20 protein-coding genes, 1 tRNA gene and 1 pseudogene are annotated in these 26,731 nt (G+C 37.9%); 8 read left to right on the top strand and 14 right to left on the bottom strand.

Annotated features, from left to right (window positions below):
- Together ACI4WO_RS01305 and ACI4WO_RS01300 are read right to left on the bottom strand one after the other, a co-directional pair.
- On the bottom strand, positions 1-683 hold a 683-nt coding region (locus ACI4WO_RS01305), incomplete at its 3' end, for a chemotaxis protein CheC (protein ID WP_439805751.1).
- A 2-nt stretch (positions 684-685) separates the two neighbouring features.
- Positions 686-1,693: a flagellar motor switch protein FliM gene (locus ACI4WO_RS01300; protein ID WP_439805750.1), complete on the bottom strand. Its 1,008-nt coding sequence runs from the start codon at positions 1,691-1,693 to the stop codon at positions 686-688.
- 427 nt (positions 1,694-2,120) lie between these two features.
- On the opposite strand from ACI4WO_RS01300, the gene ACI4WO_RS01295 reads away from it, so the two are divergent.
- The 5 genes from ACI4WO_RS01295 (at position 2,121) to ptsP (ending at position 9,581) form a co-directional block, all read left to right on the top strand.
- The gene (locus tag ACI4WO_RS01295; RefSeq protein WP_439805749.1) at positions 2,121-4,166 is read left to right on the top strand and encodes a methyl-accepting chemotaxis protein; all 2,046 of its coding nucleotides are present in this window, start codon (positions 2,121-2,123) and stop codon (positions 4,164-4,166) included.
- A gap of 381 nt (positions 4,167-4,547) precedes the next feature.
- Positions 4,548-5,402, top strand: coding sequence for a PRD domain-containing protein (locus ACI4WO_RS01290; RefSeq protein WP_439805748.1), 855 nt, complete (start codon positions 4,548-4,550; stop codon positions 5,400-5,402).
- A gap of 87 nt (positions 5,403-5,489) precedes the next feature.
- Positions 5,490-7,628 (top strand): glucose PTS transporter subunit IIA, encoded by a 2,139-nt coding sequence (locus ACI4WO_RS01285; protein WP_439805747.1) that lies wholly within the window; start codon positions 5,490-5,492, stop codon positions 7,626-7,628.
- Between the two features lie 39 nt (positions 7,629-7,667).
- Positions 7,668-7,925, top strand: coding sequence for an HPr family phosphocarrier protein (locus tag ACI4WO_RS01280; protein ID WP_439805746.1), 258 nt, complete (start codon positions 7,668-7,670; stop codon positions 7,923-7,925).
- 21 nt (positions 7,926-7,946) lie between these two features.
- Positions 7,947-9,581 (top strand): phosphoenolpyruvate--protein phosphotransferase, encoded by a 1,635-nt coding sequence (gene ptsP / locus ACI4WO_RS01275; protein ID WP_439805745.1) that lies wholly within the window; start codon positions 7,947-7,949, stop codon positions 9,579-9,581.
- A gap of 52 nt (positions 9,582-9,633) precedes the next feature.
- Here ptsP and ACI4WO_RS01270 read toward each other — a convergent pair whose 3' ends face one another.
- Positions 9,634-10,335: a zf-HC2 domain-containing protein gene (locus ACI4WO_RS01270; protein ID WP_439805744.1), complete on the bottom strand. Its 702-nt coding sequence runs from the start codon at positions 10,333-10,335 to the stop codon at positions 9,634-9,636.
- Complete coding sequence (locus ACI4WO_RS01265; protein ID WP_439805743.1) at positions 10,332-10,820, bottom strand: RNA polymerase sigma factor; 489 nt, start codon at positions 10,818-10,820, stop codon at positions 10,332-10,334. Before ACI4WO_RS01265 ends, ACI4WO_RS01270 begins: the two co-directional genes overlap by 4 nt.
- Before the next feature lie 128 nt (positions 10,821-10,948).
- On the opposite strand from ACI4WO_RS01265, the gene aroF reads away from it, so the two are divergent.
- Both aroF and ACI4WO_RS01255 read left to right on the top strand, forming a co-directional pair.
- A complete protein-coding gene (gene aroF, locus ACI4WO_RS01260) occupies positions 10,949-11,956 on the top strand; it encodes a 3-deoxy-7-phosphoheptulonate synthase (protein ID WP_439805742.1) in 1,008 nt (335 codons plus the stop codon).
- A 16-nt stretch (positions 11,957-11,972) separates the two neighbouring features.
- Positions 11,973-12,827 (top strand): prephenate dehydrogenase, encoded by an 855-nt coding sequence (locus ACI4WO_RS01255; RefSeq protein WP_439805741.1) that lies wholly within the window; start codon positions 11,973-11,975, stop codon positions 12,825-12,827.
- Positions 12,828-12,940: 113 nt separating this feature from the next.
- Here ACI4WO_RS01255 and aspS read toward each other — a convergent pair whose 3' ends face one another.
- The 8 genes and pseudogenes from aspS to ACI4WO_RS01215 all read right to left on the bottom strand — a co-directional run bounded on the left by aspS (position 12,941) and on the right by ACI4WO_RS01215 (position 24,104).
- Entirely contained in the window at positions 12,941-14,254 is a 1,314-nt protein-coding gene (aspS, locus tag ACI4WO_RS01250) for an aspartate--tRNA(Asn) ligase (protein ID WP_439805772.1), read from the bottom strand.
- Positions 14,255-14,383: 129 nt separating this feature from the next.
- Positions 14,384-15,808: pseudogene (gene gatB, locus ACI4WO_RS01245) on the bottom strand (Asp-tRNA(Asn)/Glu-tRNA(Gln) amidotransferase subunit GatB); the annotation flags it as partial.
- 14 nt (positions 15,809-15,822) lie between these two features.
- Positions 15,823-17,277: an Asp-tRNA(Asn)/Glu-tRNA(Gln) amidotransferase subunit GatA gene (gene gatA / locus ACI4WO_RS01240; RefSeq protein WP_439805740.1), complete on the bottom strand. Its 1,455-nt coding sequence runs from the start codon at positions 17,275-17,277 to the stop codon at positions 15,823-15,825.
- 18 nt (positions 17,278-17,295) lie between these two features.
- Positions 17,296-17,574 carry an Asp-tRNA(Asn)/Glu-tRNA(Gln) amidotransferase subunit GatC gene (gene gatC, locus ACI4WO_RS01235; protein WP_439805739.1) on the bottom strand — a complete coding sequence of 93 codons (279 nt, stop codon included), beginning with the start codon at positions 17,572-17,574 and terminating at the stop codon, positions 17,296-17,298.
- Between the two features lie 205 nt (positions 17,575-17,779).
- The gene (locus ACI4WO_RS01230) at positions 17,780-18,838 is read right to left on the bottom strand and encodes a hypothetical protein (protein WP_439805738.1); all 1,059 of its coding nucleotides are present in this window, start codon (positions 18,836-18,838) and stop codon (positions 17,780-17,782) included.
- Positions 18,807-19,310 (bottom strand): RNA polymerase sigma factor, encoded by a 504-nt coding sequence (locus tag ACI4WO_RS01225; RefSeq protein WP_439805737.1) that lies wholly within the window; start codon positions 19,308-19,310, stop codon positions 18,807-18,809. The genes ACI4WO_RS01230 and ACI4WO_RS01225 overlap by 32 nt, the downstream gene beginning before the upstream one ends.
- Positions 19,311-19,432: 122 nt before the next feature.
- Entirely contained in the window at positions 19,433-20,161 is a 729-nt protein-coding gene (locus ACI4WO_RS01220) for a hypothetical protein (protein ID WP_439805736.1), read from the bottom strand.
- Positions 20,162-20,330: 169 nt separating this feature from the next.
- Positions 20,331-24,104 (bottom strand): endo-1,4-beta-xylanase, encoded by a 3,774-nt coding sequence (locus tag ACI4WO_RS01215; RefSeq protein ID WP_439805735.1) that lies wholly within the window; start codon positions 24,102-24,104, stop codon positions 20,331-20,333.
- Positions 24,105-24,345: 241 nt separating this feature from the next.
- Here ACI4WO_RS01215 and ACI4WO_RS01210 point away from each other — a divergent pair, with 241 nt between their 5' ends.
- Positions 24,346-25,539, top strand: coding sequence for a helix-turn-helix domain-containing protein (locus ACI4WO_RS01210; protein ID WP_439805734.1), 1,194 nt, complete (start codon positions 24,346-24,348; stop codon positions 25,537-25,539).
- A 77-nt stretch (positions 25,540-25,616) separates the two neighbouring features.
- Here ACI4WO_RS01210 and ACI4WO_RS01205 read toward each other — a convergent pair.
- Both ACI4WO_RS01205 and ACI4WO_RS01200 read right to left on the bottom strand, forming a co-directional pair.
- Positions 25,617-25,703: transfer RNA gene (locus ACI4WO_RS01205), tRNA-Leu, on the bottom strand.
- Positions 25,704-25,854: 151 nt separating this feature from the next.
- Positions 25,855-26,715, bottom strand: coding sequence for a hypothetical protein (locus tag ACI4WO_RS01200; RefSeq protein ID WP_439805733.1), 861 nt, complete (start codon positions 26,713-26,715; stop codon positions 25,855-25,857).
- Positions 26,716-26,731 lie beyond the last annotated feature (16 nt).

Raw genomic sequence — 26,731 nt, 5'->3', positions numbered from 1 at the left:
TCTTCGTCGTCTTCTTCGTATTCATCGTCATCTTCCTCATCCTCATCTGAGGTGCCAAGAAGTGTCTTAGCCATACTGTCGGCAAGCTCTACCGGAAGAAGCATAATAAATCTGCTGTCAATAGCATCTCCGACCTCAAAGTCAAAAGCGATTACACATACTTCACTGCTTGCCGGTATTCCCTGCATTTTGTATAAAGTTTTAGTGTCATCAGAAACTTTCGCTTCCGGAGGATCAATACTAACGGTACCGTTAAGTACCTGAGACAGGGAAGTTGCCGCAGCACCCATCATCTGGTTCATAAGTTCAGTAACGGCTGAAAGATGCATGTCATCAAATTCAAAGTCATCAGTAACATCAAGCTCCATTCCCATGAGCCTGTTTACGATCATCTCCATATCTTCCGAGTTGAAAACCAGAACAGATGTACCTTTTATACCTTTAGTATAATTTATCTTTATGTAAACAGTATCTTCATTTTTATTAAACAGAATTCCTTTTACCGACTGCTTCAGCTTGGTTCTGACTATTTCACTGGCTTTGCACACTGTCACCTGCGGAGACGTAATAGATACATCTGAATCAATCATTCCAGAAACAGCAACAGCTGCCGAGCCCATAGCAATATTGTATACCTCGCCCAGGGCGTCAGTTTTCATTTCATCTAAAACAGGTCCGGCCATTTTTATCTCCTCGTATCATAAACATTACAAATTTTAATAGCTTTTTTGTGATTGACAATTCCCATTTTCCCGTCAAACAGCTTTTCGTTATTGACAATAAGAGAAATATTGTGATCAATTGGTACATTAAGCATCAGAACATCGTTGGGATGCAGGGCAAGAATTTCACTGAGATCAACCTGCGTTTTGGCAAGTACAGCTTCAATTTTAAATTCAGAACGTGAAATTCTTTTTATCATTCCGTCACGGTATTCTTTTTCCTTTTCCGGATCAGAAAGTTTTCTGCCGGTATTGGCAATGTGTGCCTTTGATATAATAGCTTCCATTGTAATTGCAGGAATTGTAATTGTAATAATATTTTTAACATCATTATACTCAACCTGAAGCGTTGCAAGAACAATAACCTCATCTGCTGCTATAGGCTGGTTTACACGAGCATTTGTTTCAATATCGGAAAGAGAGGATGTAACGTCGACATAAGGTAAAAAAACCTCTTTGATAAATGCACCCATTTTTTCAAATATGTTACGCATTACTCTGATTTCAATATCAGTGAAATTTCTTGATAAGTCCATATTGCGGCCATAACCGCCCAGAAGCCTGTCAATAAGGGAAAATGAAACAGAGTTGGAAAACTGTATCATGCATCTGGTATCCATAATATCATCGCCTTCATTGAATGAAAGGTCGATATTTCCCATTAAAGTACAGTCGGGAAGAGCGTTATTGAATTCGTAAAAGCACTGTTCTTCAATCTGAAGCACTTCAACTTTGCAGTAAAATCTGGTGACGCTTGTGAGGTATGAAGAAAATAATCTTGCGTATGATTCATAAATAGTACCGATTGACTTGAGCTGTTCCTTTGTGAACTTTTTAGGAGCTTTGAAGTCATAGGATTTTACCTTCTTTTCGGACAGACTGTCACTCATGTCCTCAAGAGTCTGACTATCAGCATTATTCAGATTTTTTAACAGCTCGTCTATCTGGCTTTGGGAAAGTACATCTGACAATTTCTTCACCTCTCAATATGGGAAAACTATTTTCCCTTTGTCAGACCAAAGATTAAAACATAAGAAACTTAGCAACATTTTAAACATTGCTAAAAAATAAAAAATATTATTTATATTATAGCATGTTTTTTGATAAATTTCCATAGTAAATTAAGCTTTCACACAATTTTATACATAATTAACAAATGATGCCGTCCGGATTTGCAAAAAATTCATAAATTTTACTTCTGATATAAAAAGCAATAAGTAAAAAGTATTTTTTGAACTGATGTTTATAACAATCATGCTGAATGTTGTTTACAATTTCATGAATGTTTTGTAATTTTTGACGAAAAACGTTGACTTTTTAACTTGAGTGTGATATACTGTAATTACTAAATTAATTTAAATTAATTTTATAAATATAAGATTTGGGAGTTGACTTTTAATGCGAAAAGGAAAAATCAAAACAAGTATAATCGTATTATCTGTAGTAGCTATTTTATTAACAGCAGTTACTGTGTTTGCCACAACTTTTGTGCCGTCACAGCGTATAACTACTAGCGTTCTTGAAAGCCATGCGTCAGATATGCTTATAGTGCTTAAAAATGAAGTTGCATTTTTGGAGAATGAATGCAAAACTTCAGCAGAAACTCTTGCTTCTTACACGCCGATTGTTGAAGCATACGAAGCAAATGATACAGAAGCACTGAAAAAAGCAGTTGATGATTTTTATAATTTTACTGCAATGACTACAAATTGTATTACTCTTACAGACGCTGAAGGAACAGCGTTATTCCGGTATTACAATGATGAGAGCGGGGACTCATTGGCTGAGCTTGATTATATGAAAAAAGCTCTTGCAGGAGAAGAAGCAACATCTGTTTCTAAGGGGAACAGCATAAAGCTGGGTGCCATAACGGCAGTGCCTGTAAAAAATTCTGAAGGAAAAATATTGGGTGTTGTTTCAGTTACATATCCTCTTGATCATGAAGCTATTGTTGATCAGCTTAAGGGCGAAACTGACAATGAATTTACCATATTCATGGATGATGAAAGAATCAATACAACTATTATTCAGAATGGACAGAGATCCGTTGGCACAAAAATGAATGCTGATATTGCAAAAATTGTTCTTGAAGATAAAAAAGAATATGTTCATGAAACAGAAATTCTCGGTCAGGAATATATGGCAGCTTATGCCCCGCTTCTTGATTCAGATGGAAATACTATTGGAGCGTTATTCGTTGGAAAGAACATAAGTGATGTTGTTTCACAGAGAACGAGTTCTTTTGTATCAGGTATTGGAATAGCATTAGTAATTGTAGCAATTATTATAATAATCATGAATATATACATAAGTTCATCTATTGTGAAACCAGTTACACAGCTTTGTGACACTGCAGGTGAAATGGCAAAGGGCAATCTTTCAACAGATGTTAAAAAAGGTCCTAATAATGAGATTGGTACTCTTGCTGAATCAATGAAAGAGACAAGGGATCATCTTAAGACATACATAGGCGATATTTCCGAACACATGGAAAGTATGGCAGCCGGTGATATGACTAATGAAATCACAGGAGAATATGTAGGAGATTTCTCTTCAATAAAAGACTCAATAAATAAAATTGCAAGTTCGTTAAATAATACGCTTTCTTCAATTAATATTGCGGCAGAACAGGTTAATTCCGGTGCAGATCAGGTTGCAACAGCTGCTCAGTCACTTTCGCAGGGTGCTACTGAACAGGCGTCTTCAATTGAGGAACTCGCAGCTTCAATTAATATTATTTCTGAAAAGATTAATGCCAATGCAGCAGATGCAATTGAAGCAAGCAACAATACCGATGAAGCCGGAAGGGAAATGCAGGAAGTTAATGTCAAGATGAATGAGCTTGTTTCTGCAATGGATGAAATCAGAGAGTCTTCTGATCAAACAAAGAAGATTATTAAAACTATTGAAGACATCGCTTTCCAGACTAATATACTGGCTCTTAATGCAGCTGTTGAAGCCGCAAGAGCAGGTGTTGCCGGCAAGGGCTTTGCGGTTGTTGCTGATGAAGTAAGAAATCTCGCAGGAAAGAGTGCGGAAGCTGCTAAAAATACCACAGCTCTTATTGAAAGTACTGTTTCTGCAATTGAAAAGGGCAATACATTTGTTCAGGAAGTTGCAGACAAAATGACAGTTGTTTCTGAGTCGTCAAAACATGTTGCTGAAATTAATGCTAAAATTTCAGAGGCTTCAAAGGATGCGGCAGATTCTATTGTTCAGATTACAGTAGGCGTTGATCAGATCTCTGCTGTAGTTCAGACCAATTCCGCTACATCACAGGAAAGTGCAGCTGCAAGTGAAGAGCTTTCAGGACAGGCACAGATGCTCAGAGAAGAAATTTCTCAGTTCAAACTAAAAAATACTTATGGTGAACCTGATAGTGTAAATGATTATCAGCAACCGGAACAGCCTATAAAAATAGACCTTGATGATGATAAGTATTAATGAATTGCTTGATTAATACCTGATTTTATCCCGGCAGAGAGTGTGGTCTCTGCCGGGTTATTTTTATTGCTATCGGATAATTTATCCTTAATTTGCATGTTGCTTTTGTGCATTGTGCTGAAAAACAAGCACTAAAAATTATATAAAACGCAGATATTTGTTGAAAGATTATAGATATTATTGACAAACTGGAATTTGCGTGGTATACTTAAATCAACATAAAGAAATAAAATATTACATGAATATTGGAGTGTTACTGTTCATATAATATGTGCAGGCATAACCAACTTTGTACGGAATCATTTATTATTTAAAAGATAATAAACTTCTGCGTATAGGGTTGGTCTTTTTGTTTATATAGGGAAATAAAGGATGAAATGTATGAAAATCATAAAAGTTATCAATAATAACAATGTGTGCGTGCTGAATGAAAAAGGCAGAGAACAGATCGTTTCCGGAAAGGGAATTGGTTTCGGAAAGAAGTATGGTGACAGCGTTGATTCTTCCCGGATTCAGAAAACATATCTTTTTACTGATTCGGCATTGCAGAAAAAACTTATGGATTTAATGACTGAAATTCCTTATGAGTATATAAAGTTTACCAGCGATATGGTTGAGTATATAAAGGAGTGCATTCCGTCAAAACTTAATGAATCACTTTTAATTACTCTTTCCGACCATATATGCTTTGCTATAGAACGAAAAAAACAGGGAATTGAATTTACAAATCCCCTTATTGACAGTATCCGTGAGTGTTACCCGGAAGAACTAAAGCTTGGCTTTTATTGTCTTGAACAAATTGAAAAGCGTCTGGGGATTACTCTTCATAAGGATGAGGCAGGATTTATTGCAATGCATATAATAAACGCCAGACTTTATACTGATATGAGTGAAGTTTATGACATAACAAAGCTTATTGACGGGTGTGTAAAAATAGCTGAAGATAATTTTACAGACCGTTTTGACAGAACCACATCAGCATATGAACGCTTTATGATCCATATGAAATACATGTCACAAAGGCTTTTTAAGAATGAATCCTGTAAGGAAATTCTGGGCAAAGATAAAGTTTTTACGGAATTTATCAGAAGTGATTACGACGTATATTACAGCTGTGCAAAGACTATGCAGAAATATATTCTTGAGACTTACGGTAAAAATATAAATGAAGATGAGGTAATTACTATTACACTGCATCTTGTGCGTGTGGTTTCTGAGTCTGAAAAAGCAGACTGAAATTCATGTAAAGTAAATTGAGTCTGATGCAAACCCGGTACCATTTGCATAATGACTTTTATAATTTATAATTCAGGAGGTAAAACCATGAAAGACAAAATTTTTGGTGTTTTACAGCGTGTAGGACGTTCTTTCATGCTGCCGATTGCAATTCTGCCTGTGGCGGGACTGCTGCTTGGTATCGGAAGCTCGTTTACAAATCCCACAACGCTTGAAACATATCATCTGACAAACATAATAAGAGAAGGCGGAGTACTTTACACTATACTCGACATAATGAGCAAGACAGGAAGTGCTGTTTTTGACAATCTGGCACTGTTGTTTGCAATGGGCGTTGCAATAGGAATGGCAAAAAAAGAAAAAGAAGTTGCCGCCCTTTCAGGAGCAGTTGCATATCTTATCATGAACACTGCCATAAGTGCACTTATTAATGCCAAGGGCGGAGTTGAAGCTATGGCTGCAAACTCAACCACTTCCGTTCTGGGAATAACTACCCTTCAGATGGGTGTATTCGGCGGTATTATCGTAGGCTTAGGTGTTGCGGCACTTCATAATAAATTCTACAAAATAGAGCTGCCGCAGGTTCTGTCGTTCTTCGGCGGAACAAGGTTTGTGCCGATTATATGCAGTCTGGTTTATCTGCTTGTTGGTATACTTATGTTCTTTGTATGGCCGATAGTTCAGAATGGAATTTCTCATCTGGGAAATCTGGTTCTGGCTTCAGGATATGCAGGAACATGGATTTACGGAATAATCGAAAGAGCACTTATACCTTTCGGACTTCATCATGTTTTCTATATGCCTTTCTGGCAGACAGAAGTCGGCGGTTCAGCTATGGTTGACGGAACTCTTATTCAGGGTGCACAGAATATTTTCTTTGCAGAACTTGCTTCCAAGTCAACAGAACATTTCTCGGTATCCGCAACAAGATTTATGTCAGGAAAATTCCCGTTTATGATATTCGGTCTTCCGGCTGCTGCATTTGCAATGTACCGTGCTGCAAGACCTGAAAAGAAAAAGGTTGTAGGAGGTCTTCTCCTTTCAGCAGCTCTTACTTCAATGCTGACAGGTATTACAGAGCCTCTGGAATTCACATTCTTATTTGTCGCTCCGGCAATGTATGCTGTTCACTGTGTTCTGGCAGGTTTGTCATACATGCTTATGCACATTTTCAATGTAGGCGTTGGAATGACCTTCTCAGGCGGTCTTATTGACCTTACTCTGTTTGGTATTTTACAGGGCAACGAAAAAACAAACTGGATCTGGATTGTTATTATAGGTCTTATTTACGCAGTGGTTTACTATTTTGTATTCTACTTTATGATAACAAAGTTCAATCTTAAAACTCCGGGAAGAGAAGCCGATAATGAAGAAACAAAGCTTTATACCCGTAAGGATGTTAATGCAAGAAAATCCGGAAATAATGCAAACTCTTCTTCCGGTTCTGTTGATACCGTAAGCGCACTTATCCTTAAAGGCTTGGGCGGCAAGGAAAATATTTCAGACGTTGACTGCTGTGCTACAAGACTTCGTATAACTGTTAACGATCCGGCAAAGGTAACTGACAGTCTTCTTAAGGATAGCGGAGCGTCAGGAGTTATTCACAAGGGTAATGGCATTCAGGTGGTTTACGGTCCTCAGGTTTCTGTTGTAAAATCTCACCTTGAAGATTTTATGGACACTCCGGAATCAGACAGGCTTGATGAAATACTGGGCGATGCTCCTGCTGCTGATAAAAAATCAGATGATTCAGCCACTGAAAAAACTGATGGAAAACAGATTTTGCTTTGCTCTCATTTAAGCGGTACAGTAGTTCCACTTGAAAATGTAGATGATGAAGCATTCTCTACAGGTGTTCTGGGCGAGGGCGTTGCTGTAGAACCGGATGACGGAAAACTGTATGCACCTTGCAGCGGCAAAATTGACACTGTTTTTGATACAAAACATGCTGTTAATATCATATCAGATGACGGCTGTGAAATATTGCTGCATATAGGTCTTAACACAGTAAAGCTTAATGGAAAGCCTTTTACAGTTCATGTAAATGAAGGCGATCAGGTTAAAAAAGGCGATCTGCTTATTACCTTTGACATGGATGAGATTAAAAAGGCAGGTTATAAAACTACTACTCCTATGGTTATCTGCAACAGCGAAGATTACAGTAATGTTGCCGTTACCGCTTCCGGAAAAGTAAAAGCCGGAGACGATATAATAAAAATTAATTAACTTCAGACAATTTTTTAATTGCAGAAAGGATGTATCATCATGAAAACAATAACCTATACGATCAAGGACGAGCTTGGAATTCACGCAAGACCAGCAGGTATGCTTGCTAAAAAGGCAAAGGAATTTTCAAGTGAAATCACTATTCAGAAGGACTCAAAGACTGTTAATGCTACAAAGCTTATTGCTCTTATGGGACTGGGAATCAAGTGCGGAGACAGTATAACAGTAAGCGCATCCGGAGAAGATGAGGATGCTGCAATCAAGGCGATGGAAGAATTTCTTTCAGCTAATCTTTAATTGAATTCAGGAGGTGTCGGTATGAATAAATTCAGCGGAAAGGGCGTCTATAGTGCAGTCGCCATCGGGAAAATATCGGTGTTCAAGCGTAATGAGGTTGCAGTTAAGCGTACCCACGTTGCCGACACCGGACTGGAAATTGAAAGGCTGAATAAAGCCAAAGAACTGACAACAGCTCAGATTGAAAAAATTTATCAGAAGGCTTTAAAGGAAGTCGGCGAAACTAATGCTCAGATTTTTGAAATCCATATGATGATGATTGAAGATGAGGATTATAATGAATCTATTGTCAGTATTATAGAAGGACAGAAGGTAAATGCAGAATATGCAGTAGCTGTAACGTCAGATAACTTTGCTGAAATGTTTGCGAATATGGATGATCCATATATGCAGGCAAGGTCTGCTGATATCAAGGATATTTCAAATCGGATCATCAGTAATCTGTCCGGCGGTACGGGAGAATCTGATTCTGATGAAAAGGTAATAATCTGTGCTGATGATTTAGCACCCAGTGAAACAGTTTCTCTGGATAAGGACAAAGTGCTTGCATTTGTAACTGCTCACGGTTCATCAAATTCCCATACTGCTATTCTTGCCCGCAATATGAATATTCCGGCGGTTATAGGAGCAGGGGACGAATTCCTTGAAAGTATCAAAGACGGTGACAGTGCAATAGTTGACGGCTTTACAGGAACTGTTTATGTCAATCCGGACAGTAAAACTACAGAGGAAATGCAGGCAAAGCAAAAGGCTGATATGGAGAAAAAAGCATTGCTTTTAAATCTTAAGGGAAAAGAAAATATAACTCTTGACGGAACGAAAATCAACGTATTTGCCAATATCGGCGGCGTTGAAAATATCGGTGCGGTACTTCTCAATGATGCCGGAGGAATAGGACTTTTCCGCAGTGAATTTCTCTATCTTGAAAACAGTGACTATCCTACAGAGGATCAGCAGTTTCAGGCTTATAAAAAAGTTGTTGAAAGTATGGCTGGAAAAAAGGTTATTATCCGTACTCTTGATATAGGTGCGGACAAGCAGGTTGATTATTTTGATCTGAAAAAAGAAGATAATCCGGCACTTGGTTTCAGAGCAATCAGAATCTGTCTTACACGTCCGGAAATATTCAAAACTCAGCTGAGAGCCCTTTACCGTGCTTCTGTTTTCGGCAATCTGGGGATAATGTTCCCTATGATTACCAGTACTTCCGAAGTTGAAAAAATTCTTGAAATATGCAGTGAGGTAAGAGCTGAGCTGAAATCTGAGGGAATAGAGTATTCGGAAAATGTCGAACTGGGAATCATGATCGAAACTCCGGCAGCAGCTGTAATAAGCGATAAGCTTGCACCGATGGTTGACTTTTTCAGTGTAGGCACTAATGACCTTACTCAGTATACTTTAGCCTGCGACCGACAGAATCCTGAACTTGAGGATTTCTGTGATACTCATCATGAGGCTATTTTACGGCTTATTGAAATGGCTGCAAAAAATGCTCATGAAAACGGTGCGTGGATCGGAATCTGCGGCGAGCTGGCAGCTGATACCACTCTTACAGAAACATTTCTGCGTATGGGTATTGACGAGTTATCTGTATCACCATCATTTGTGCTGAAGGTGAGAGATGCTGTCAGAAAAATTGACTTGTCTAAAAGTTGAATATTTGAATATGAAAAAATCAGACGTTCCTGTCCGGAGCGTCTGATTTACTTTATTTTTTCCATAATATGTGTCTTTCACCATCGTCATACATAATGCAGTCTATATCCTTTTCACCCCATGCATCTGTAAAATCATAGTCCGGCATATTATCTGTCAACTCAATTTTGGTGTTATTAAAGATTGTTGCCCTTGCAGTTATAATTATGGTATCACCATATTCAGTTTCCTCATGATCAAATGTAATATTTCGTGCAAATTTTTCAAATTTTCCTGTTACTTTTATTACATTATCTCCCATTTCATATTTATCTGCCGGAAAATCGTATATCAGATCGTCCAGATTCATTTTTATTGTAGAACCATCATTAGTATACCAACCATGGTTTGATGTGTTCATTTCTATAACTTCAATATTAAATTCCGCATCATCATACTTACATTTTATCAATGGTACTTCTAAACTGATATAAATAATTCCGCAGACAGCAGCAACTGCCAGTGCAGATGAAACTGCAATTACCATTATTCTCTTTTTTATTTTTTTAGACACTTTTCTGATAATGGTCTTCTTTACGCTTTTATCATTTTTGAAGTTTTTGTAGCCGGACAGCATTTGTTTATATTCGCTGTCACACTCGCCGCATTCGTTCAGATGTTCTGCAATCAAATCGCTGCTTTCACTGCTGCACACCTCGTCAATATATGACGGAAGCAAATCCTTAATAATACTGCATGGTATTTTATTACTCATAAATCATTCTCCTTTTCCAGTTCTGTCTGTATTTTTTTCTTTGCACGAAAAAACGTTACTCTCGCCCAGTTTTCGCTTTTTTCGAATACTTCTCCGATTTCCTTAAATGAAAGCTCTCCGAATACTCTTAGTGTAAATACTTCCTTGTAGGGCTCTTCAGTCTTATGAAGAATTTTATGTATTTGCCTGCAGGATTCATTATTAGATACGATATTTTCAATGCTTGTGTTATCAGCAATTTCCGGTATTTCGTTGCCTGATATTTTACTTTGTTTTCTTAAATAGTCCAAATAAATATTTTTGGCAATCTGGCAAAGCCATGTATTTACATTTTTATTTTCATCTGTTTTTTTATAATGAATGATAGCTCTTACAAAGGTTTCACTTGTAATATCCTCTGCAAGCTCTTTGTTTTTACATAAATTTACAGCAAAGCCATATATTTTTGAAAAGTACTCATTATAAAGCAGTTCAAAATCGTTCACTTTTTCACCTCCGGAAATTATACGAAGTAAATTTAATTTTGTTACAAAAAAATTATGCTATTGACTTTTGGACTTTAAAGTGATATACTATTTAAAGTGAATAAGCAGAATTTAAAGGAGAATAAATTATGATAATAGTATGCAAAAAATCAGATGATGCTTCTGTAGAGATGCTCACTGGCAAGTTTGAAAGTATGGGATTCCGTACACATCTAAGCAAGGGGACTGAATCGACAATAATCGGTCTTATAGGAGATACATCAAAAATTTCTGTAGAGGATATAGAAGCTATTGATATTGTTGAAAAGGTTCAGAGAGTATCAGAGCCTTACAAACTGGTAAACAGAAAATTCCATAATGATGATACGGTTATAGACGTAAACGGTGTTAAAATCGGCGGCGGACATTTTGCTGTAATGGCAGGTCCCTGCTCTATTGAAAGTGAAGAGCAGATTGTCAGCTGTGCAAAAGCGGTAAAAGCGGCAGGTGCAAATTTTTTAAGAGGGGGAGCATTTAAACCCAGAACTTCTCCTTATGCATTCAGAGGTCTTAAAGCTCAGGGACTTGAATTCTTGCTGACTGCTAAAAAGGAAACAGGACTGCCGGTGGTAACTGAGCTTATGAGTCTTGAACATCTGGATTTATTTAATGATGTTGATATAATTCAGATAGGCGCAAGAAATATGCAGAATTTTGAGATGCTGGCAGAAATAGGGAAGTGCCGCAAGCCTATACTTCTGAAAAGAGGTCTTGCAAATACAATTGAAGAATGGCTTATGAGTGCTGAATACATTATGTCAGGAGGAAATGAAAATGTTATCCTCTGTGAGAGAGGAATTAGGACATTTGACACTGCTACCAGAAATACCTTTGATGTTTCTGCAATTCCTGTACTTCATAATCTTACTCATCTGCCTGTTATTGCAGATCCCAGCCATGCTTCAGGAAAATCGGCACTGGTAAAACCACTTGCCAAATCGGCAGTTGCCGCTGGTGCTGACGGACTTATGATTGAAGTACATCCGGAGCCTTCAAAAGCTTTGTGTGACGGGGCACAGTCACTTACTCCGGAAGCATTTGAAAATGTTATGACAGATGTCAGAAAATTATGCGGACTGGAAAATAAAATATTATAATATAAGGAAGTAAAAAATGAAAATTCTTATTGTTGGTTTAGGTCTGATTGGCGGTTCTTACTGCAAAGCTATTACAAGCTACACCGACCATGAAGTATATGGGTTTAACAGAAATCCGAAGGTGATTGACGCAGCTGTAGAGTGCGGCTGTATAAAAAGAGGTGCGGATATCTCGGAGTTTGGCATGTTTGATATGGTGATTGTATGTCTGCATCCTGATCCTACTGAAAAATTCATGCGTGATAACATGGATAAATTTAAAAAGGGATGCATATTAACAGATGTCTGCGGAATAAAAGGACAGATGACTGTTGAAATGACAAAGCTTGCAGCAGATTATGGCGTCAATTATGTAGGCACTCATCCTATGGCGGGAAAAGAACATTTTGGTTTTGATTTTTCTGATGGTTCACTTTTTATTGGTGCTAATTTTATTGTAACACCTCTGGAGGAAACTGATAAGAATTCCGTACTTATCGTTGAAAAGCTTGCCAGAGATATGGGATTTGGCAAGATCGTTGAAACAACGCCTTTTGATCATGACAGTATTATTGCGTATACATCTCAGCTTGCTCATGTAGTATCCAGCGCATATGTTAAAAGTCCTACAATGCAGAAAGAACTGGGATTCAGTGCCGGAAGCTTCAAGGATATGACAAGGGTTGCTACAATGAACGAAACCATGTGGACTTCTCTTTTTATGTCGAACCGTGACTGTCTGGTATTTGAAATCGATGAGCTTATAAAGCATCTTACAGAATATCGTAATGCGATTGCTGAAAATGATTCTGATACCCTTGAAAAGCTTATCAGAGACGGCAGACTTTTAAAAGAGGAAAATTTAAAGCATCGTACAAAGGAATGCGAATAGTAATCAGGGGACGCTTTGCAAGTGAAAGCGTCCCCTGATTTGCTTTAAATTTAAGTTTTTCTAAAGACTTGGACACCGCACAGTTTTGTGCGGTGTTTTTCAATATTTGTAACTTATGGTAAAAGTCTGTTTATATCTCTTGGGAACATACTGCATGATCTTACATTCTGAGCACCGATTAATTTCATAACCAGTCTTTCAAGACCGATACCCAGACCGCCGTGAGGAGGAAGACCGTATTTATGAGCCTCAAGATAATATTTGAAGTCATCAGGATTCAGTCCCTGAGCTTTCATTTTTTCAAGCTGTTCATTGTAGTCGTGAATTCTCTGACCGCCGCTTGTTATTTCAAGACCTCTGAAAAGCAGGTCGAATTTATAGGCAAGTCTTGGATCTTCCTTTGAATTCATAGCATAGAACGGAGGCTTTGAGGACGGGAAATGAGTAACAAAAATGAAATCACTGTTAAATTCTTTCTTTGCATATTCGCAGATAGCCACTTCATCTTCCGGTTCAAGGTCAAGCTTGTTTTTAGAACCCTTATTTCCGAGAATTTCCTTGGCTTCAAGAAGTGTGACACAAGGAATTTCGTCAATTACAGGTATTTCTGCTTCAAGAATTTCTATTTCATGAGCATAATTTTCCTTAAGGTAATTCATGACATATTTAAGCATTGCTGTTTCCATTGCCATAACGTCATACATGCTGTCAATATATCCCATTTCAAAGTCAAGACCGATATACTCATTAATATGTCTTGATGTTGCGTGTTTTTCCGCACGGTAAACAGGTCCGATTTCAAAAACTCTGTCAAAGAATGCTACAGCAGTCTGCTTATAGAACTGAGGGGACTGGTTTAAGAATGCCGGTTTGTCAAAGTATTCCAGATGGAAAATATTTGAACCGCCCTCAGCACCCTGAGCAACAATTTTCGGAGTATGAATTTCAGTAAAGTTTTCTTTGAGCATAAACTCTCTGAATCCGTTGCATACGCCTTCCTGGAGCTTGAAGATAGCTCTTTCATAAGCATTTCTCAGAGATACTGAACGATTGTTGAGGTTAATGTCCAGAGTACAGCCGAGACGTTTGTTGGGAACATGGAGAGGATATTCTTCAGCCGGAGCAGAAATAAGTCTGATTTCTTTCAGAAGAAGCTCTATGCCGTTGTAGCCCTTTTCGTTTTCCGTAACAGTACCTGTAATGTTAACGAAATAACCCTCTTTAAGTCCGTCAATACTGTCTTTGCAGTTCTCAGGAGAGTAAATAGTCTGGATAAGATATCTGCCTGTGCGGACAACGATAAACGAAAATTCGCTCATATTTCTGATTTTATATACACAGCAGCTTAAAGTAATATCCTTGCCGATATTTTCAAGTGCGTCTGACAGTACAAATTCCTTTTTGAGAATGTCAGGATTTATCTGCATGATATTTTTCTTAGTGCCCGGCTTGTAAATACTGTCATTTACATAATCGGTCATATTGTTTTTTGCGTCTTCGATATTTTCACCGGACTTTTCAGCAGTATTTTCTGCTGCTGATGCAGTTTCCTGAGAAAGTTTCTTTTCAAGTTCTTCCTTGATTACTTTAGGAGTGCAGACACCCTTAAGCAGTTTTGAACACTGTCCCATAAGGAAACCGAATACTTTAGTTTCGCCGTTTCTGTACTGTTCAGCAGCTGACTGATTTTCATTAAGAACAGAATCTATTACCTCTGCGACCTTAGTCATATCGTTTATGATAAGCATACCTTTTTCTTTTGCAATTTCATCCGGAGCTTTGCCGGTTGCAATCATTTCACGCAGAATTTTTTTAGCGTCATTTTTGGATATCTTTTCAGTATCAGCCATTTCAATCAGTTTTGCAAAAGCGTCTGCTTCAAAAGGCAGATTTTCCATTGAAACCTCTCCCAGATTTACACGTCTGAGAAGTTCCACAATAATGAAGTTTGCGATAGATTTCGGGCTGTTATAGGTTTTGAGCGCACTGTCAAAGAAGTCAGAAACAAGCTTTTGATTTACCAGTATTTTAGCATCTGTTTCAGAAAGACCGTATTCATTTGTATATCTTGCAAGACGCTTATGAGGCATTTCCGGAAGCTTTGCCTTGATTTCGTCCAGCATTTCATCAGTGAAATTAACCTGTAAAATATCAGGCTCCGGGAAATAGCGGTAGTCATGAGCGTCTTCCTTGGTTCTCATAGAAGTTGTTTCTCCACGGTTATCATTGAAACGTCTTGTTTCCTGAATAACCTTTTTGCCCATGTCAAGCAGTCTGGACTGACGTTTTATTTCATAGTCAATAGCTCTTGTGATAGATTTGAGGGAGTTTAAGTTCTTGCACTCTGTTCTTGTACCGAACTCCTTGTCTCCCGGTTTCATAATTGATACGTTTACATCAGCTCTCAAAGAACCCTGTTCCATTTTACAGTCGCAGACTCCTGCGTACTGCAAAAGCAGACTTACCTTTTCAACGAAAGCTCTTGCTTCCTCCGCAGAGGATATATCAGGTTCTGTTACTATTTCAATAAGGGGTACGCCGCATCTGTTGTAGTCAGCCAGAGATACGGCATTGAAGTCGTCATGTACAAGCTTTCCGGCATCCTCTTCAAGATGAATACGGTTTACACGGATATCCTTTTTCCTGCCGTCAACCTCAATAGTAACAATACCGTTTATACAAAGGGGCAGATTAAGCTGTGAAATCTGATAAGCCTTTGGAAGGTCTGGATAAAAGTAGTTTTTTCTGTCAAATACTGAAAATTTATTTATATCGCAGCCCAAAGCAAAGCCAGCCTTGACTGCATATTCAACAGCAGTCTGGTTAATTACCGGAAGAGTTCCCGGCATACCTGTGCAGACAGGACAGCAGCGTGTATTGGGGTCGCCGCCGAATTCTGCGTTACAGGTACAGAAAACCTTTGATTTTGTTGAAAGCTCAGCATGAACTTCAAGTCCTATAACCGGAATATATGATGACATTAATCTTCTCCTCCTTAAACAATTTCAGGTGCTTTATATGCAAATGTTTTTTCAAAAGCATCAGCTGCACCTATAATTGAAGCTTCGTCAAACTTCTTTCCGATGATTGACATGCCGATAGGCATACCGTCTGCATTATATCCGCATGGTGTTGATATTGCCGGAAGAGAAGCGATATTAACCGTTACTGTACATATATCTGCCTTGTACATCTTTACAGGATCTGAAACATTTTCATTGGCATTGTAAGCAACAGAAGGAGTTGTAGGTGTCAGAATCATGTCGCACTTTTCAAAGATACTGTCATATTCTGCGGAAATTTTTTGTTTTAAAGCAAGTGCCTTGCCATAGTAAGCGTCATAGTATCCGCTTGAAAGGGCGTAGTTGCCGAGAAGGATTCTTCTTTTAACCTCACTTCCGAAGCCTTCTGCTCTTGAATTGCAGATAAGCTCGTTGAAGTTCTCGCCGATTTTGCTGCGGTGTCCGTACTTTATACCGTCATATCTTGAGAGGTTTGAGGAAGCCTCCGCAGATGAGATCAGGTAATATGCCGGTACGGCATATTTAAGGCTTGGCATGCTGCACTCAATAAGTTCAGCACCCATTTCCCTGTAGCTTTCAGCAGCCTTTAAAACTGCATCTGAAACTTCCTTGTCGATACCTTCGCCGTAGAATTCCTTAGGAATGGCAATTTTAACACCTTTCATACTCATGCCGATTTTTGAAGTATAGTCCATAGTTGGATTTTTTGATGAAGTTCCGTCGTGTCTGTCATATCCGGCAATTGCATTTAAAATAACAGCACAATCATGTGCGTCTTTTGCCAGAGGTCCTATCTGGTCAAGTGAAGAAGCGAATGCTACAAGACCGTAACGTGAAACTCTGCCGTAAGTTGGCTTAAGACCTGTAACACCGCAGAAAGCAGCAGGCTGTCTTATAGAACCGCCGGTATCAGAACCCAGCGCACCGGCACAGAGAGATGCTGATACTCCGGCAGCTGAACCGCCTGAAGAACCGCCCGGAACTCTGTTTAAGTCATAGGGGTTTTTAGTTTTAGCAAATGCAGAGGTTTGTGTAGAACCGCCCATGGCAAATTCGTCCATACTCACTTTGCCCAGCATAACTATATTCTGAGAATTCAGCTTGTCCATAACTGTTGCATTGTAAGGGGGAACAAAGTCCTCCAGCATTTTTGAAGCACAGGTAGTTTTAACTCCGTCAGTGCAGATATTGTCCTTTATAGCGAGAGGAATACCGCACAGATCAGAGGAATTTCCAGCGTCAATGGCCTTCTGTGCATTTTCAGCACTTTCAATAGCTTTTTCTTCTGTAACAGTAATAAAGCTCTGAAGCTTTCCGTCATATTTTTTAATTCTGTCAATATAGGACTGAGTAAGCTCCGGAGAAGAAATTTGCTTGCTGTCAAGAAGCTTTCTCATATCTCTTATTTTTAAATTTTTAATATCCATTTCCTACCTCTTATCCGATTATTCAACAACCTTTGGAACAACAAAACAATTTTCACTGTTAACTGCGTTCTGCAGTATTTTTTCCGTAGGCATACTAGGTTCTGAAGCGTCTTCACGCAGATCATTCAGATATACATTTTTGTTGTCTGCGAGAGCATTATACTCAACGTCAATTTCCTTGATTGTATCCATAATTTCGATAATACTGGTCATTTCCTCAGCTGTTTTTTCAAGTTCTTCTTCAGTAAATGAAAGCTTGCCCAGCTTTGAAAGATAAGTTACCATTTCAAGATCCAAATCAATTCCCTCATTTCTTCATATTTTATCTTCAAATATCGTTAAAATAAACTTATTAAATTATACTACATTTTAGCAGTCTTTGCAAGATTTTTTTCTTATTTTATGTCGGCTGATCATATTTTTGTGCTTTGGCAGCAGGCGGACTGGCATTTGTTGTGCTGAAATACAAAAAAGTATCCGGGAAAATCCGGATACTAATATTTTATGGCTTTGAGTATATAAGGTTATCGTCTATATAAATTTCAGCAATATCGTCCGGGTTTATGGGACTGTCAAACTGACTTTCCACGCATGATACATTCGTTGCATCAGTTGAATCAGAAGATGAATACCCATAGGACGAGCCATAGTTACCGGATGCATTGGCAATACTTCCGTTATTCATTACTACCTCTATTTTCGATCCTATATAATTAAGTTCATTATATGCAGCTATTGATAAAGGAGTTATAACAATTTTGCTGATACTATATGAAGTGTCTTCGGGCAAATTATCAATTACAACAGTATTGGTATTACCAAAATTAACTTTAAAGTCGATTCTGTAAAAATCGTAATCACTGACTGTATTAAAATTGCTTAAATCCAAAGGCTGCTGTGTATTATAAGGGTTAACGCAATAAGACCAGATATTTTCAATTTCACTGACTGTCAACTTGTTTTGATTGTCAATATGCTTTGAATGGTCATAATTTGAAAGGAAAATACTTACATTGTGTCCGTCTGTAAAAATCTGATCAGTCAGGCTGAATTTAATTATTATATTCCCGGTTTCTTCATCTATATAACTTGATGAAGTCGCCCCCATTCCTTCATCATGTTTCAGACAGTCAGAGTATAAGTTAATGAAGGAAATTTCATTGCCTTGAAGGTTAACAGGTCTTATAACGCAGTATAAATTCTGTTCGTCTGCAATCATTCCGACAGGCTCAAAGCTTACATTTTCATTTGTAGACTGGAAGCTGAAATTTTCCATTTCACCTATAAGTCCCTCTTCAAATTCTGTAATTTCTGTATTTTCCATACCATCTGAGAATAATGATTTAAACCAATCCAGACCGCCATTTTCAGCCGCTGCCCATGTACCGCAGGTTATGCATATCGCTGCTGCTGCGGCAACAGGCACAAAACGGATTTTTCTGTGCTTTGCTTTCTTCACATTTTCATTTTCTTTACAAAATGCTGCTTCTGTTATTTTTTCTTTGCATCTGTCGCTCATTGTAATTTTATCAAATGTCTGAGTGTATAAATTTTTGTTCATATTCCTCTTCCTCCTTCAGTTTCTTTTCAATAAGTTTTCTGGCACGCTGCAGCTGAGTCTGAACAGTAGATATTTTTCTGCCGGTAATCTGAGCGATATCTTTTATCGGGTACTGTTCATAGTAGTATAAGTGAATTATGATTCTGTATTTTTCAGGAATTGACATGACTGTTTCAAGAAGCTCCTGCTGTGCCTCGTTCATGGAGTAGGTAAGCCGGCATTCATCGAGATCGGTACGGGTATTCTTCCACGAAGATTTTAACATGTCTTTGCATTTGTTTATAGTAATTCTTATAAGCCATGCCTTTTCTTCGCCGTTATCAGCAAAAGATTTTTCATAGGTATAAAACTTTAAAAATACATCCTGACATACGTCTTCAGCATCAGAGATGTTTTTCAGATATGAGTAAGCAATGCGGAAAACGGTATCCTTATATAATTCGAGTTTTTCGCAGAAAATATCATCATTCATGTTGCTTCACCGCCTTTGTATGGTTTTGAAACGTTTCATTAATATAACGATTGAGAAGCGGAAAAAATCCCGGTTTATAAAAAAAGAACCCTTGTGTTAAGGGTTCTTTTTATTATACCTGATTAATTAAATCTTCTTCCTCTGGTAATCTTTTCTGCTATTTTAGGATAGCATATAGCTTCAACGAGGTCAAAATCCTTAAGTTCTCCGTCAGCGTCCAGCATCATCCATGAATAGCTTTTTCCAGAAACATCATTTGAGAGTATATGAGTCATTTCAAACTTTTCGCCGCTTATTACCACATCAGCAACAATTTTAAATGAATCAAATTCATCTATTGTAAGCTGCTGAAAATCAGTAATGTCGATGCTTTCATATACACTGCCGTATGCTTCAATGTAGCTTTCTTCTGTTCCGGCAAGAAATGATTCCTTATCCTCATATTCGTCAACTATTGTAATAGTAAGGGTATCTTTTGTATCTTTATATTTTATTACAGCCGGAAATGATGTGATATCGTCGGATTGCATGTCCGTTGCTTCTCCGCCGGAAACAATTTCCCAGCCGTTTTCCATAAACAGTGCAGTTGAATATCCTTTAAGTGTAAAAGCTTTATTAGAATGCCTGTATGTCTTTACATTGGTGGAAATAAAGTTTTTGGCAGCCGGCAAAGTCAAAGTGGTTTTACCGTTTATTTTGGTAATTGCTCCGCTTGCGGCTGTTACGGCAGCCGAATCGGAGGCGGTCTGACTTTCTGATGCAGCTTCTTTTGTATTGTCGTTTTCGCAGGCAGTAAAAAGTGAAGTCATGAAAACTGCTGCTGACACAAGGGCAAAAAATTTCCGTTTCATATTAATCTCCATTCTGCCGCTTTAAGCGGCGGGCAGAACACCTGTTTGAATAAAATATGCAGTATTATTTTTTACGCTTAATTCTTTTCAAGTGTTATATCAAAAATCCTGTTATAATTATAACACATACCTGAATTGAAGTCAACAGCGGTTATTCATTAAGGTTAGTTTAAGAAAAGTACCAATAATCGAATTCAGCATCCGAGCTGAATACAAAATACAAATCCTGAGTACCGCTTATGCTGTCCACAGAAAAGGTGATTTCATCCATACTTCCGCCTTCCGGTACTTCAGCATAGCCTATAGCCTTCCCGGACGGACTGCCTGTGCAAATCTTTATCGCACAGCCATTTTTTGAGGATACCTTTAAAGTAACAGTTGACGCACCATTTGAGAAATTTACTCCGGAAACTTTGATCCAGTCACCTTTGTCAATATCGGTGACGATAGTATCACCTGTATTTTTTACATTGATTCCTGCCTGATCTGACATTGTTTCAGCCTGAACTTTCGCATAAGGGTTCAAAGTCTGCAGCTGTGGAATACCAGTCATTGTACCTGTCACAGATGTGAAGTTTTCGCCGTCCATGGTGATTTTATCAGCCTGAGGGCTTCTGTAGTTTCCGTCAATACCCATAGCTGCTTCAACCGGACGTGCATGATAGAACAGGTATAACTGACCGTTAAGTTCTGCAATGGAATGGTGGTTATTGCCGTAAAGACCGAAGAAGTTCCCCTGATTTTTAAACAGCTCACCACCATAGGTGAAAGGTCCCATTGGACTGTCACTTACCATATATTCAATTGCTCCGCTTGTCATACCATAAGAATTTCCCGATGTATTCCAGTTTGAGCAGTAAGTATAATAATATTTGTCTCCGATTTTGTTGATACCGGAATCTTCAAACAAATAAGGGGGATTAATAGTCTGAGGAGTACCGACGATGCTTATCATATCATCTCCCAGCTGTACGACTCTTGCTGTTCCCGGATCAGCTGTTTTGCCTTCAGGAACACCGCCGCCGAAATAAAGATAACCTGTACCGTCATCATCAACCAGTACTGCCGGATCGAAAAGCCATGTAACATCTGAACAGTTAGGAGTTGAACGTGTGATTAATCCTTTCCCCAGAGGATCTGTCCACGGACCTGTAGGACTGTCTGCCGTAAGAACGCTTACTCCGTTTCCGCCGTTGCAGAAATAGAGGAAAAACTTTTCCTTGCCGTTGATTGTTTTATGTGCTGCACAGGGTGCCCATGAATTTGACGTCCATTTTGCAATTCCGTTTTCACCTGCAACTTCAATAGAGCCATGGTCAGTCCAGTTAACCATATCGTCTGAAGAAATACAGTTGATTTTATTTATCTGTGCATAAGTATTTTCCACTACATTTCCGCTGTCATCATATTCTATTACATCGTTTGTTGTATATACATATATTCTTCCGTTATACTCCATAACTCCCGGATCTGCTCCGAAACGCTGAGTGAAAAGCGGATTGTTTACATTGTCTTTTTTATAGCTTTCGGCAATAGTGATACCTGAAAATATTGATGCCATTTTTTCGGTATCTACAGGTGTTACAGGTTTTTCTGCAATTGGAAATTCAGTTATTTTCTTTGTAAGAAACTGCTGAATATATTCTACATCTGAAGTATCAGCAGTTCCGCTCTGATCAACATCAGCTGCAATTTCCTGTGCTGTATTGTCAAAACCGCTGCTTATTCCTCTTTTGGCAAGAATTACATCCAAAACATTAATTGTACCGTCACAGTTAACATCTCCGGCAATGATATCAACTGAACCTGCCCCAAGAATTGATGTTCCGCCAACTGCTCCGATAACCTCGTCAATATAGAAGTTATTAGTAGTTTCGGCTGTTTCAATGTAAAGCTGCATGTTTGATGCATCAGCAGGAATTTTATAATTTTTATTTGCAAGCTGAACCCATTCACCCTTGATTCCTGTGGCTTCTGCAATTGTTGAATACTGTGTTTCGCCATTTTCATCAGTATACTGTAATTTTAAATAGAATTTATCTGTGGAATTTCCGTCAAAATATGTAACATTTGCACTGAAACTGTATTCTGTGCCCGGCTTGAATATTGCAGTACTAAGCGGTTTTGCAGCACCGTTCCATGAAGCTTCTCTGTTCTGGACAAGAAGAGCCTCATTGCCTACATAGTAAGTACGTCCGCTTGTCATTATATCTGCTGAGCCTCTTCCGGTCCAGCTGCATACATCACCTTCAAAGCCGTCCTGAAAATACCAGCCGTATTCATTAGGTTCAACAGGTGTGCTGCCGCTGCCCCATTCTGATTCAGGTATCATGGAAATAAGTGTTGTATATGCAAGCTTAGGCTGATTATCTGCATCATAAAGAAGAGGTGCATTTTCTGTTTTGATCCATGTATTTGCGTCATTTGGACCCCAGATGCAGACCGCCGTTACTCTGCCGTCAGATTCCGGATTACTGTTCCAGTCCATTGCAGCCTGGAAAATTGCCTTGTACTTATCAGCCTGCTGCTGGAGTGTATATGTACCATTTTCAGTACTTATATCAAGTTCAGTAATCTGAACATCACAACCGATTGAAAGGAACTTTTTCATTGCTGTGGTGTAGGCAGATACGCCGGAAAATCCATCGTAATTTGCATTGATGTGGGACTGCATTCCGACACCGTCGAGAAGTCCTTTTTCATAGAGGGATTTGCACATACTGTAAATTGCATCTCTTTTGTGATCCCAGTATTCATTGTAATCATTATAGTACAAAGCACAGCCGTCAGGAGCATATTTTCTTGCATAAGTAAATGCTTTTTCAACAAAACTGTTATCTCCGTAAACCTGAACCCATGGTGACTGTCCGCTTATATTTTCACCTGGTTCTCTTGTGCCGCCGTTATTTTGCGTTCTTTCTGAATCGTCACTTATACATTCGTTTGCAACGTCATATGCATAAAGGTCAAGCTCAGGGTACTGTTCTTTGATTGCTGCAAATATATTTTTTATATAGCTTTCCATACGCTGATCCATTACATCCGAGGAAACCCAGTTACCGTCATTCTGGAAATTGTCCTTGAAAAACCATGTAGGAGTCTGACTGTGCCACACAAGAGTATGACCTCTCATTGCTATATTGTTCTGAACACAGAAATCCATAATTGCAGCGGCGTTATTAAGAGAAACGCCTATATTGGTATCCGTACACTGTGACTGGACAATAGTTGCATCGGGCTTCATTTCGTTTTCGCATTCAATACTGTTGTAATCTTTAAGAATATTTGCTGTGATTGCTGAATTTTGCACTGTACTGCCGTTTAGTATATTGCCTACCTTGAAATATCCGGCAAACTCATCTTTAAGACCTTTGTCAGCAGATGCGGCAAAAACAGTACTTGAATTCTTTTCTTTTGAAGTTATCAAAACGTCATCGAAGCTGAAATCATTTACACTGTCGGTTGTGAGTGTAAGTCTGAATTCGCAGCTGTTTTCCGGAGCAGTATAGTCAGCAGACAACTCAGTCCATTTGCCCGCTTTTACATTTTTGTTTTTTAGTTCAATTACGGTTTCTTTTCCTGTCTCGCAATCAATGCAAAGAAGCGATAACCGGAATTTTTCGTCAGTTTTGCTGTAAACTTTAATACTATATGTATAATTAATTTCTCCTGTAAGATAGAAACCCTTTGAGGAACTTACTCCGTCAGATTTTGTCTTACGTCCTGAAACAGTCATTCCTCTGGAATTTTCAAAGCCTTTTCCATTTTCTGCTTTCAGTTTGACTGTGTCTGTATTACTGTGCCAGCCATCATAATTGACTTCAAAGTCATTGTAAACACAATCTTCTGCAAAAGTTTTCTCGCTGATTTGCGGCAAATAAGATAATATTCCCGTACAGCAAACAGCCGCAGTAAAGCTTGCAGCTATTTTTTTCAGATTCATAGTCGTCCTCCTATATATTTTTAAAAAATTTATATAGTTTATTGTAGCATAATTAAATAATTTTGTATTGCACAATTGTAATACAATTTGTTTATTTGTAGCGATTTCAATATTTTTTTAAAATCTCTTTAAAAATTATATGGAATATGATAAAATAAAATCAGAAAATAAACTGATTAAAAATATTTGACTGTCTGGTTAATAAGGCATATTAACCAGGATTGCAAAGGAGGAAATAAAAATGACTGAAGAAGAATTGATTTATTTAAGCCGTCAGTTTGCAAATATGTTTGGAATGCCTGTCAGACTATACAAAAATACAGAACAAATATACTATTTTTCAACTGTAAATCTTCCTGCTGATCCGGTTCTGCTTTGCCTTGACAATATTATGAATGAACATCACGAGGTCAGTTATTATGTGGATGACAACTTTTTTTACTATGGGATTGTGAATCACAATAATTATAAATTTGTTGCAGGACCTGTGAGTGAACTGAAAAAATCTGAAAGTGAGCTTAAAAAGCTGGCGTTTATGCTTAAACTTTCTGGAAATGAAATACCGCTTTTTGTTTCTGAAATGATGTCACTTTCCGGAATACATCTTGATAGTGTAATACAGTCGGTTATTTTATATAACTTTTCTGTAAACAGAACCAGGTATGATATATCAGACATAAGAATAAGAAATGCAGAACAAAAAAATATTTCTTCTGAAATAAAAGAAAGTGAATTTGTATCTCAAAAGGATGAGGATTCACATTTGAATAATGCCAGAGCTTTTTCAATAGAAAAGGATATAATAAAGAAAATTATGAATGGAGATGTTGAAGGACTTATAGACGGTGCGTCAAAGATTCCTGCGGTAAGTTCCGGAAATCTTGCTTTGCATCTTATTCGGCATCAGAAGAATTTCTTTATAAAGTTAGAGACGATTGCTTCGAGAGCTGCAATTGAAGCTGGTCTGGATATTGACGAGGCAGTAGCTGCTGAAGAAATGTATATAATCAAATGCGAATCACTGGAAAACATCGACAGAATAAAAAATCTTCAGTATCATATGCTGCTGGATTACGCAGACAGAGTTAAAAAACATCATCAGTATAATAAAAACAATTCCAAATTAGTAAATGACATATCCAAATATATATATAATCATATTTCCGAACCTATTAAAACGTCTGATATAGCTGAATATTTAGGGAAGAGCCGCGGATCTGTTACAACAGAATTCAAAAAACAGACAGGTACTAATCTTTCAGATTTTATTAATATGAAAAAGGTTCAGGAGGCTGAAGAATTGCTTTATGAAACGGATCGAAGTCTTGCTTCCATAAGTGATTTTCTTGGATTTTCATCACAAAGCCATTTTTGTAAAGTATTTAAAAAAATTACTGGTGTAACGCCTACGGAATACAGAAGTAAAAAGTTCTGATTTTTATATTGATGGACATATAATGTGACCATGCAATAAAAAACCGGATTTCATAAAATGAAATCCGGTTTGCATTATGGTGCGGATAACAGGAGTTGAACCTGCACCCCCTTGCGAGGACTAGCACCTGAAGCTAGCGCGTCTGCCTATTCCGCCATATCCGCATATTGTTTCCTGATTTTTACTCGACAGAAACCCAAAGGAAAGACCCGAGGCGGATGTTTTTACACATTACTCCGCATTACAAAAATAATTATATCATATAAGCGAAAAAAAGTCAATATCTTTTTCTCGCTTTTTTGAAATTTTCTGAAATTATTCATTAAATGATTCGTTTGCATTATCTATTACATCATTCAGTTCTTCAACATTCTGAATAAGTTCATCTGTCTGTTCTTCAAATGATTCCAGATCCATTTTTTCATAATAGGAGTTTACTTCTTCAATCATTGTGTTATAAGCGTCCGCAGCAGCTGTGTATTTATTTACAAATTCCATAGAATTACTGTCCGAATATGTATTTGAAGATGCAAAGCTTTTTAATTCTTCTATTTTTGCTAAGAAATCATCTTTATTCACATAATCTGACGATACACTTTCCATTCCAAAAGTAATATTGCCGCAGAAAGTAGCAACCATGCTGTAATTTGAATAATTATCCGAAATAGTCTGAAGATTGGTTCTTACAGTATTAAGCGAAGTGTCCAGTGATTTGGTTTCATTTACAAAATCAATAAGATACCCTTTATATGTTGAGAGTTTGTTTCTCAGCGTATTGAAATCAATGTCAGGATAAGCATTTATATCGGCTTTTTTAATAAAGTCTACGATCTGGTTGAAATCTTCTAATCCTTTGCTGTAGTTTTCTATAGTACTGTATTTAGTTGGATCAAAATCTTCAATTTTTTGGTTTGCTTCGTCAGATATTGATTTGTAATATTGCTCATATAGATCATCGATCAGGTCATCATCAACCTGTTCTTTATCTTCATTTTCCAATGCTTCATAGGCTTCACTGGCTTTTTCAAGATCAGATAAAATATCTTCGGAATAATTGTCAGGAAGTGCATCAATTTTTTTCTGAGCTGATTTTGCTTCCTTTGACATACAGCCTGTGAAACAGGTCAGCAGTGCCAGAGCGACAGCAGGTGTAATTAAAATAGATTTTCTTTTCATTTCATTTGTCCTCCAG

This window comes from Porcipelethomonas sp. (assembly GCF_051893655.1).
GTDB lineage: Bacteria > Bacillota > Clostridia > Oscillospirales > Ruminococcaceae > Porcipelethomonas.
This window is presented reverse-complemented; position numbering and strand designations above follow the sequence as displayed.

What these genes read in the sequence shown, in the direction of transcription:
- ACI4WO_RS01270 (WP_439805744.1), bottom strand. Translation starts at nt 10,335, where the DNA reads ATGAGTAATAAAATACCATGCAGTATTATTAAGGATTTGCTTCCGTCA.
- ptsP (WP_439805745.1), top strand. Translation starts at nt 7,947, where the DNA reads ATGAATAAATTCAGCGGAAAGGGCGTCTATAGTGCAGTCGCCATCGGG.
- ACI4WO_RS01210 (WP_439805734.1), top strand. Translation starts at nt 24,346, where the DNA reads ATGACTGAAGAAGAATTGATTTATTTAAGCCGTCAGTTTGCAAATATG.
- ACI4WO_RS01230 (WP_439805738.1), bottom strand. Translation starts at nt 18,838, where the DNA reads ATGAACAAAAATTTATACACTCAGACATTTGATAAAATTACAATGAGC.
- ACI4WO_RS01295 (WP_439805749.1), top strand. Translation starts at nt 2,121, where the DNA reads ATGCGAAAAGGAAAAATCAAAACAAGTATAATCGTATTATCTGTAGTA.
- ACI4WO_RS01255 (WP_439805741.1), top strand. Translation starts at nt 11,973, where the DNA reads ATGAAAATTCTTATTGTTGGTTTAGGTCTGATTGGCGGTTCTTACTGC.
- ACI4WO_RS01215 (WP_439805735.1), bottom strand. Translation starts at nt 24,104, where the DNA reads ATGAATCTGAAAAAAATAGCTGCAAGCTTTACTGCGGCTGTTTGCTGT.
- ACI4WO_RS01285 (WP_439805747.1), top strand. Translation starts at nt 5,490, where the DNA reads ATGAAAGACAAAATTTTTGGTGTTTTACAGCGTGTAGGACGTTCTTTC.
- ACI4WO_RS01290 (WP_439805748.1), top strand. Translation starts at nt 4,548, where the DNA reads ATGAAAATCATAAAAGTTATCAATAATAACAATGTGTGCGTGCTGAAT.
- gatA (WP_439805740.1), bottom strand. Translation starts at nt 17,277, where the DNA reads ATGGATATTAAAAATTTAAAAATAAGAGATATGAGAAAGCTTCTTGAC.
- aroF (WP_439805742.1), top strand. Translation starts at nt 10,949, where the DNA reads ATGATAATAGTATGCAAAAAATCAGATGATGCTTCTGTAGAGATGCTC.
- ACI4WO_RS01220 (WP_439805736.1), bottom strand. Translation starts at nt 20,161, where the DNA reads ATGAAACGGAAATTTTTTGCCCTTGTGTCAGCAGCAGTTTTCATGACT.
- ACI4WO_RS01200 (WP_439805733.1), bottom strand. Translation starts at nt 26,715, where the DNA reads ATGAAAAGAAAATCTATTTTAATTACACCTGCTGTCGCTCTGGCACTG.
- ACI4WO_RS01225 (WP_439805737.1), bottom strand. Translation starts at nt 19,310, where the DNA reads ATGAATGATGATATTTTCTGCGAAAAACTCGAATTATATAAGGATACC.
- aspS (WP_439805772.1), bottom strand. Translation starts at nt 14,254, where the DNA reads ATGCAGATAAATCCTGACATTCTCAAAAAGGAATTTGTACTGTCAGAC.
- ACI4WO_RS01280 (WP_439805746.1), top strand. Translation starts at nt 7,668, where the DNA reads ATGAAAACAATAACCTATACGATCAAGGACGAGCTTGGAATTCACGCA.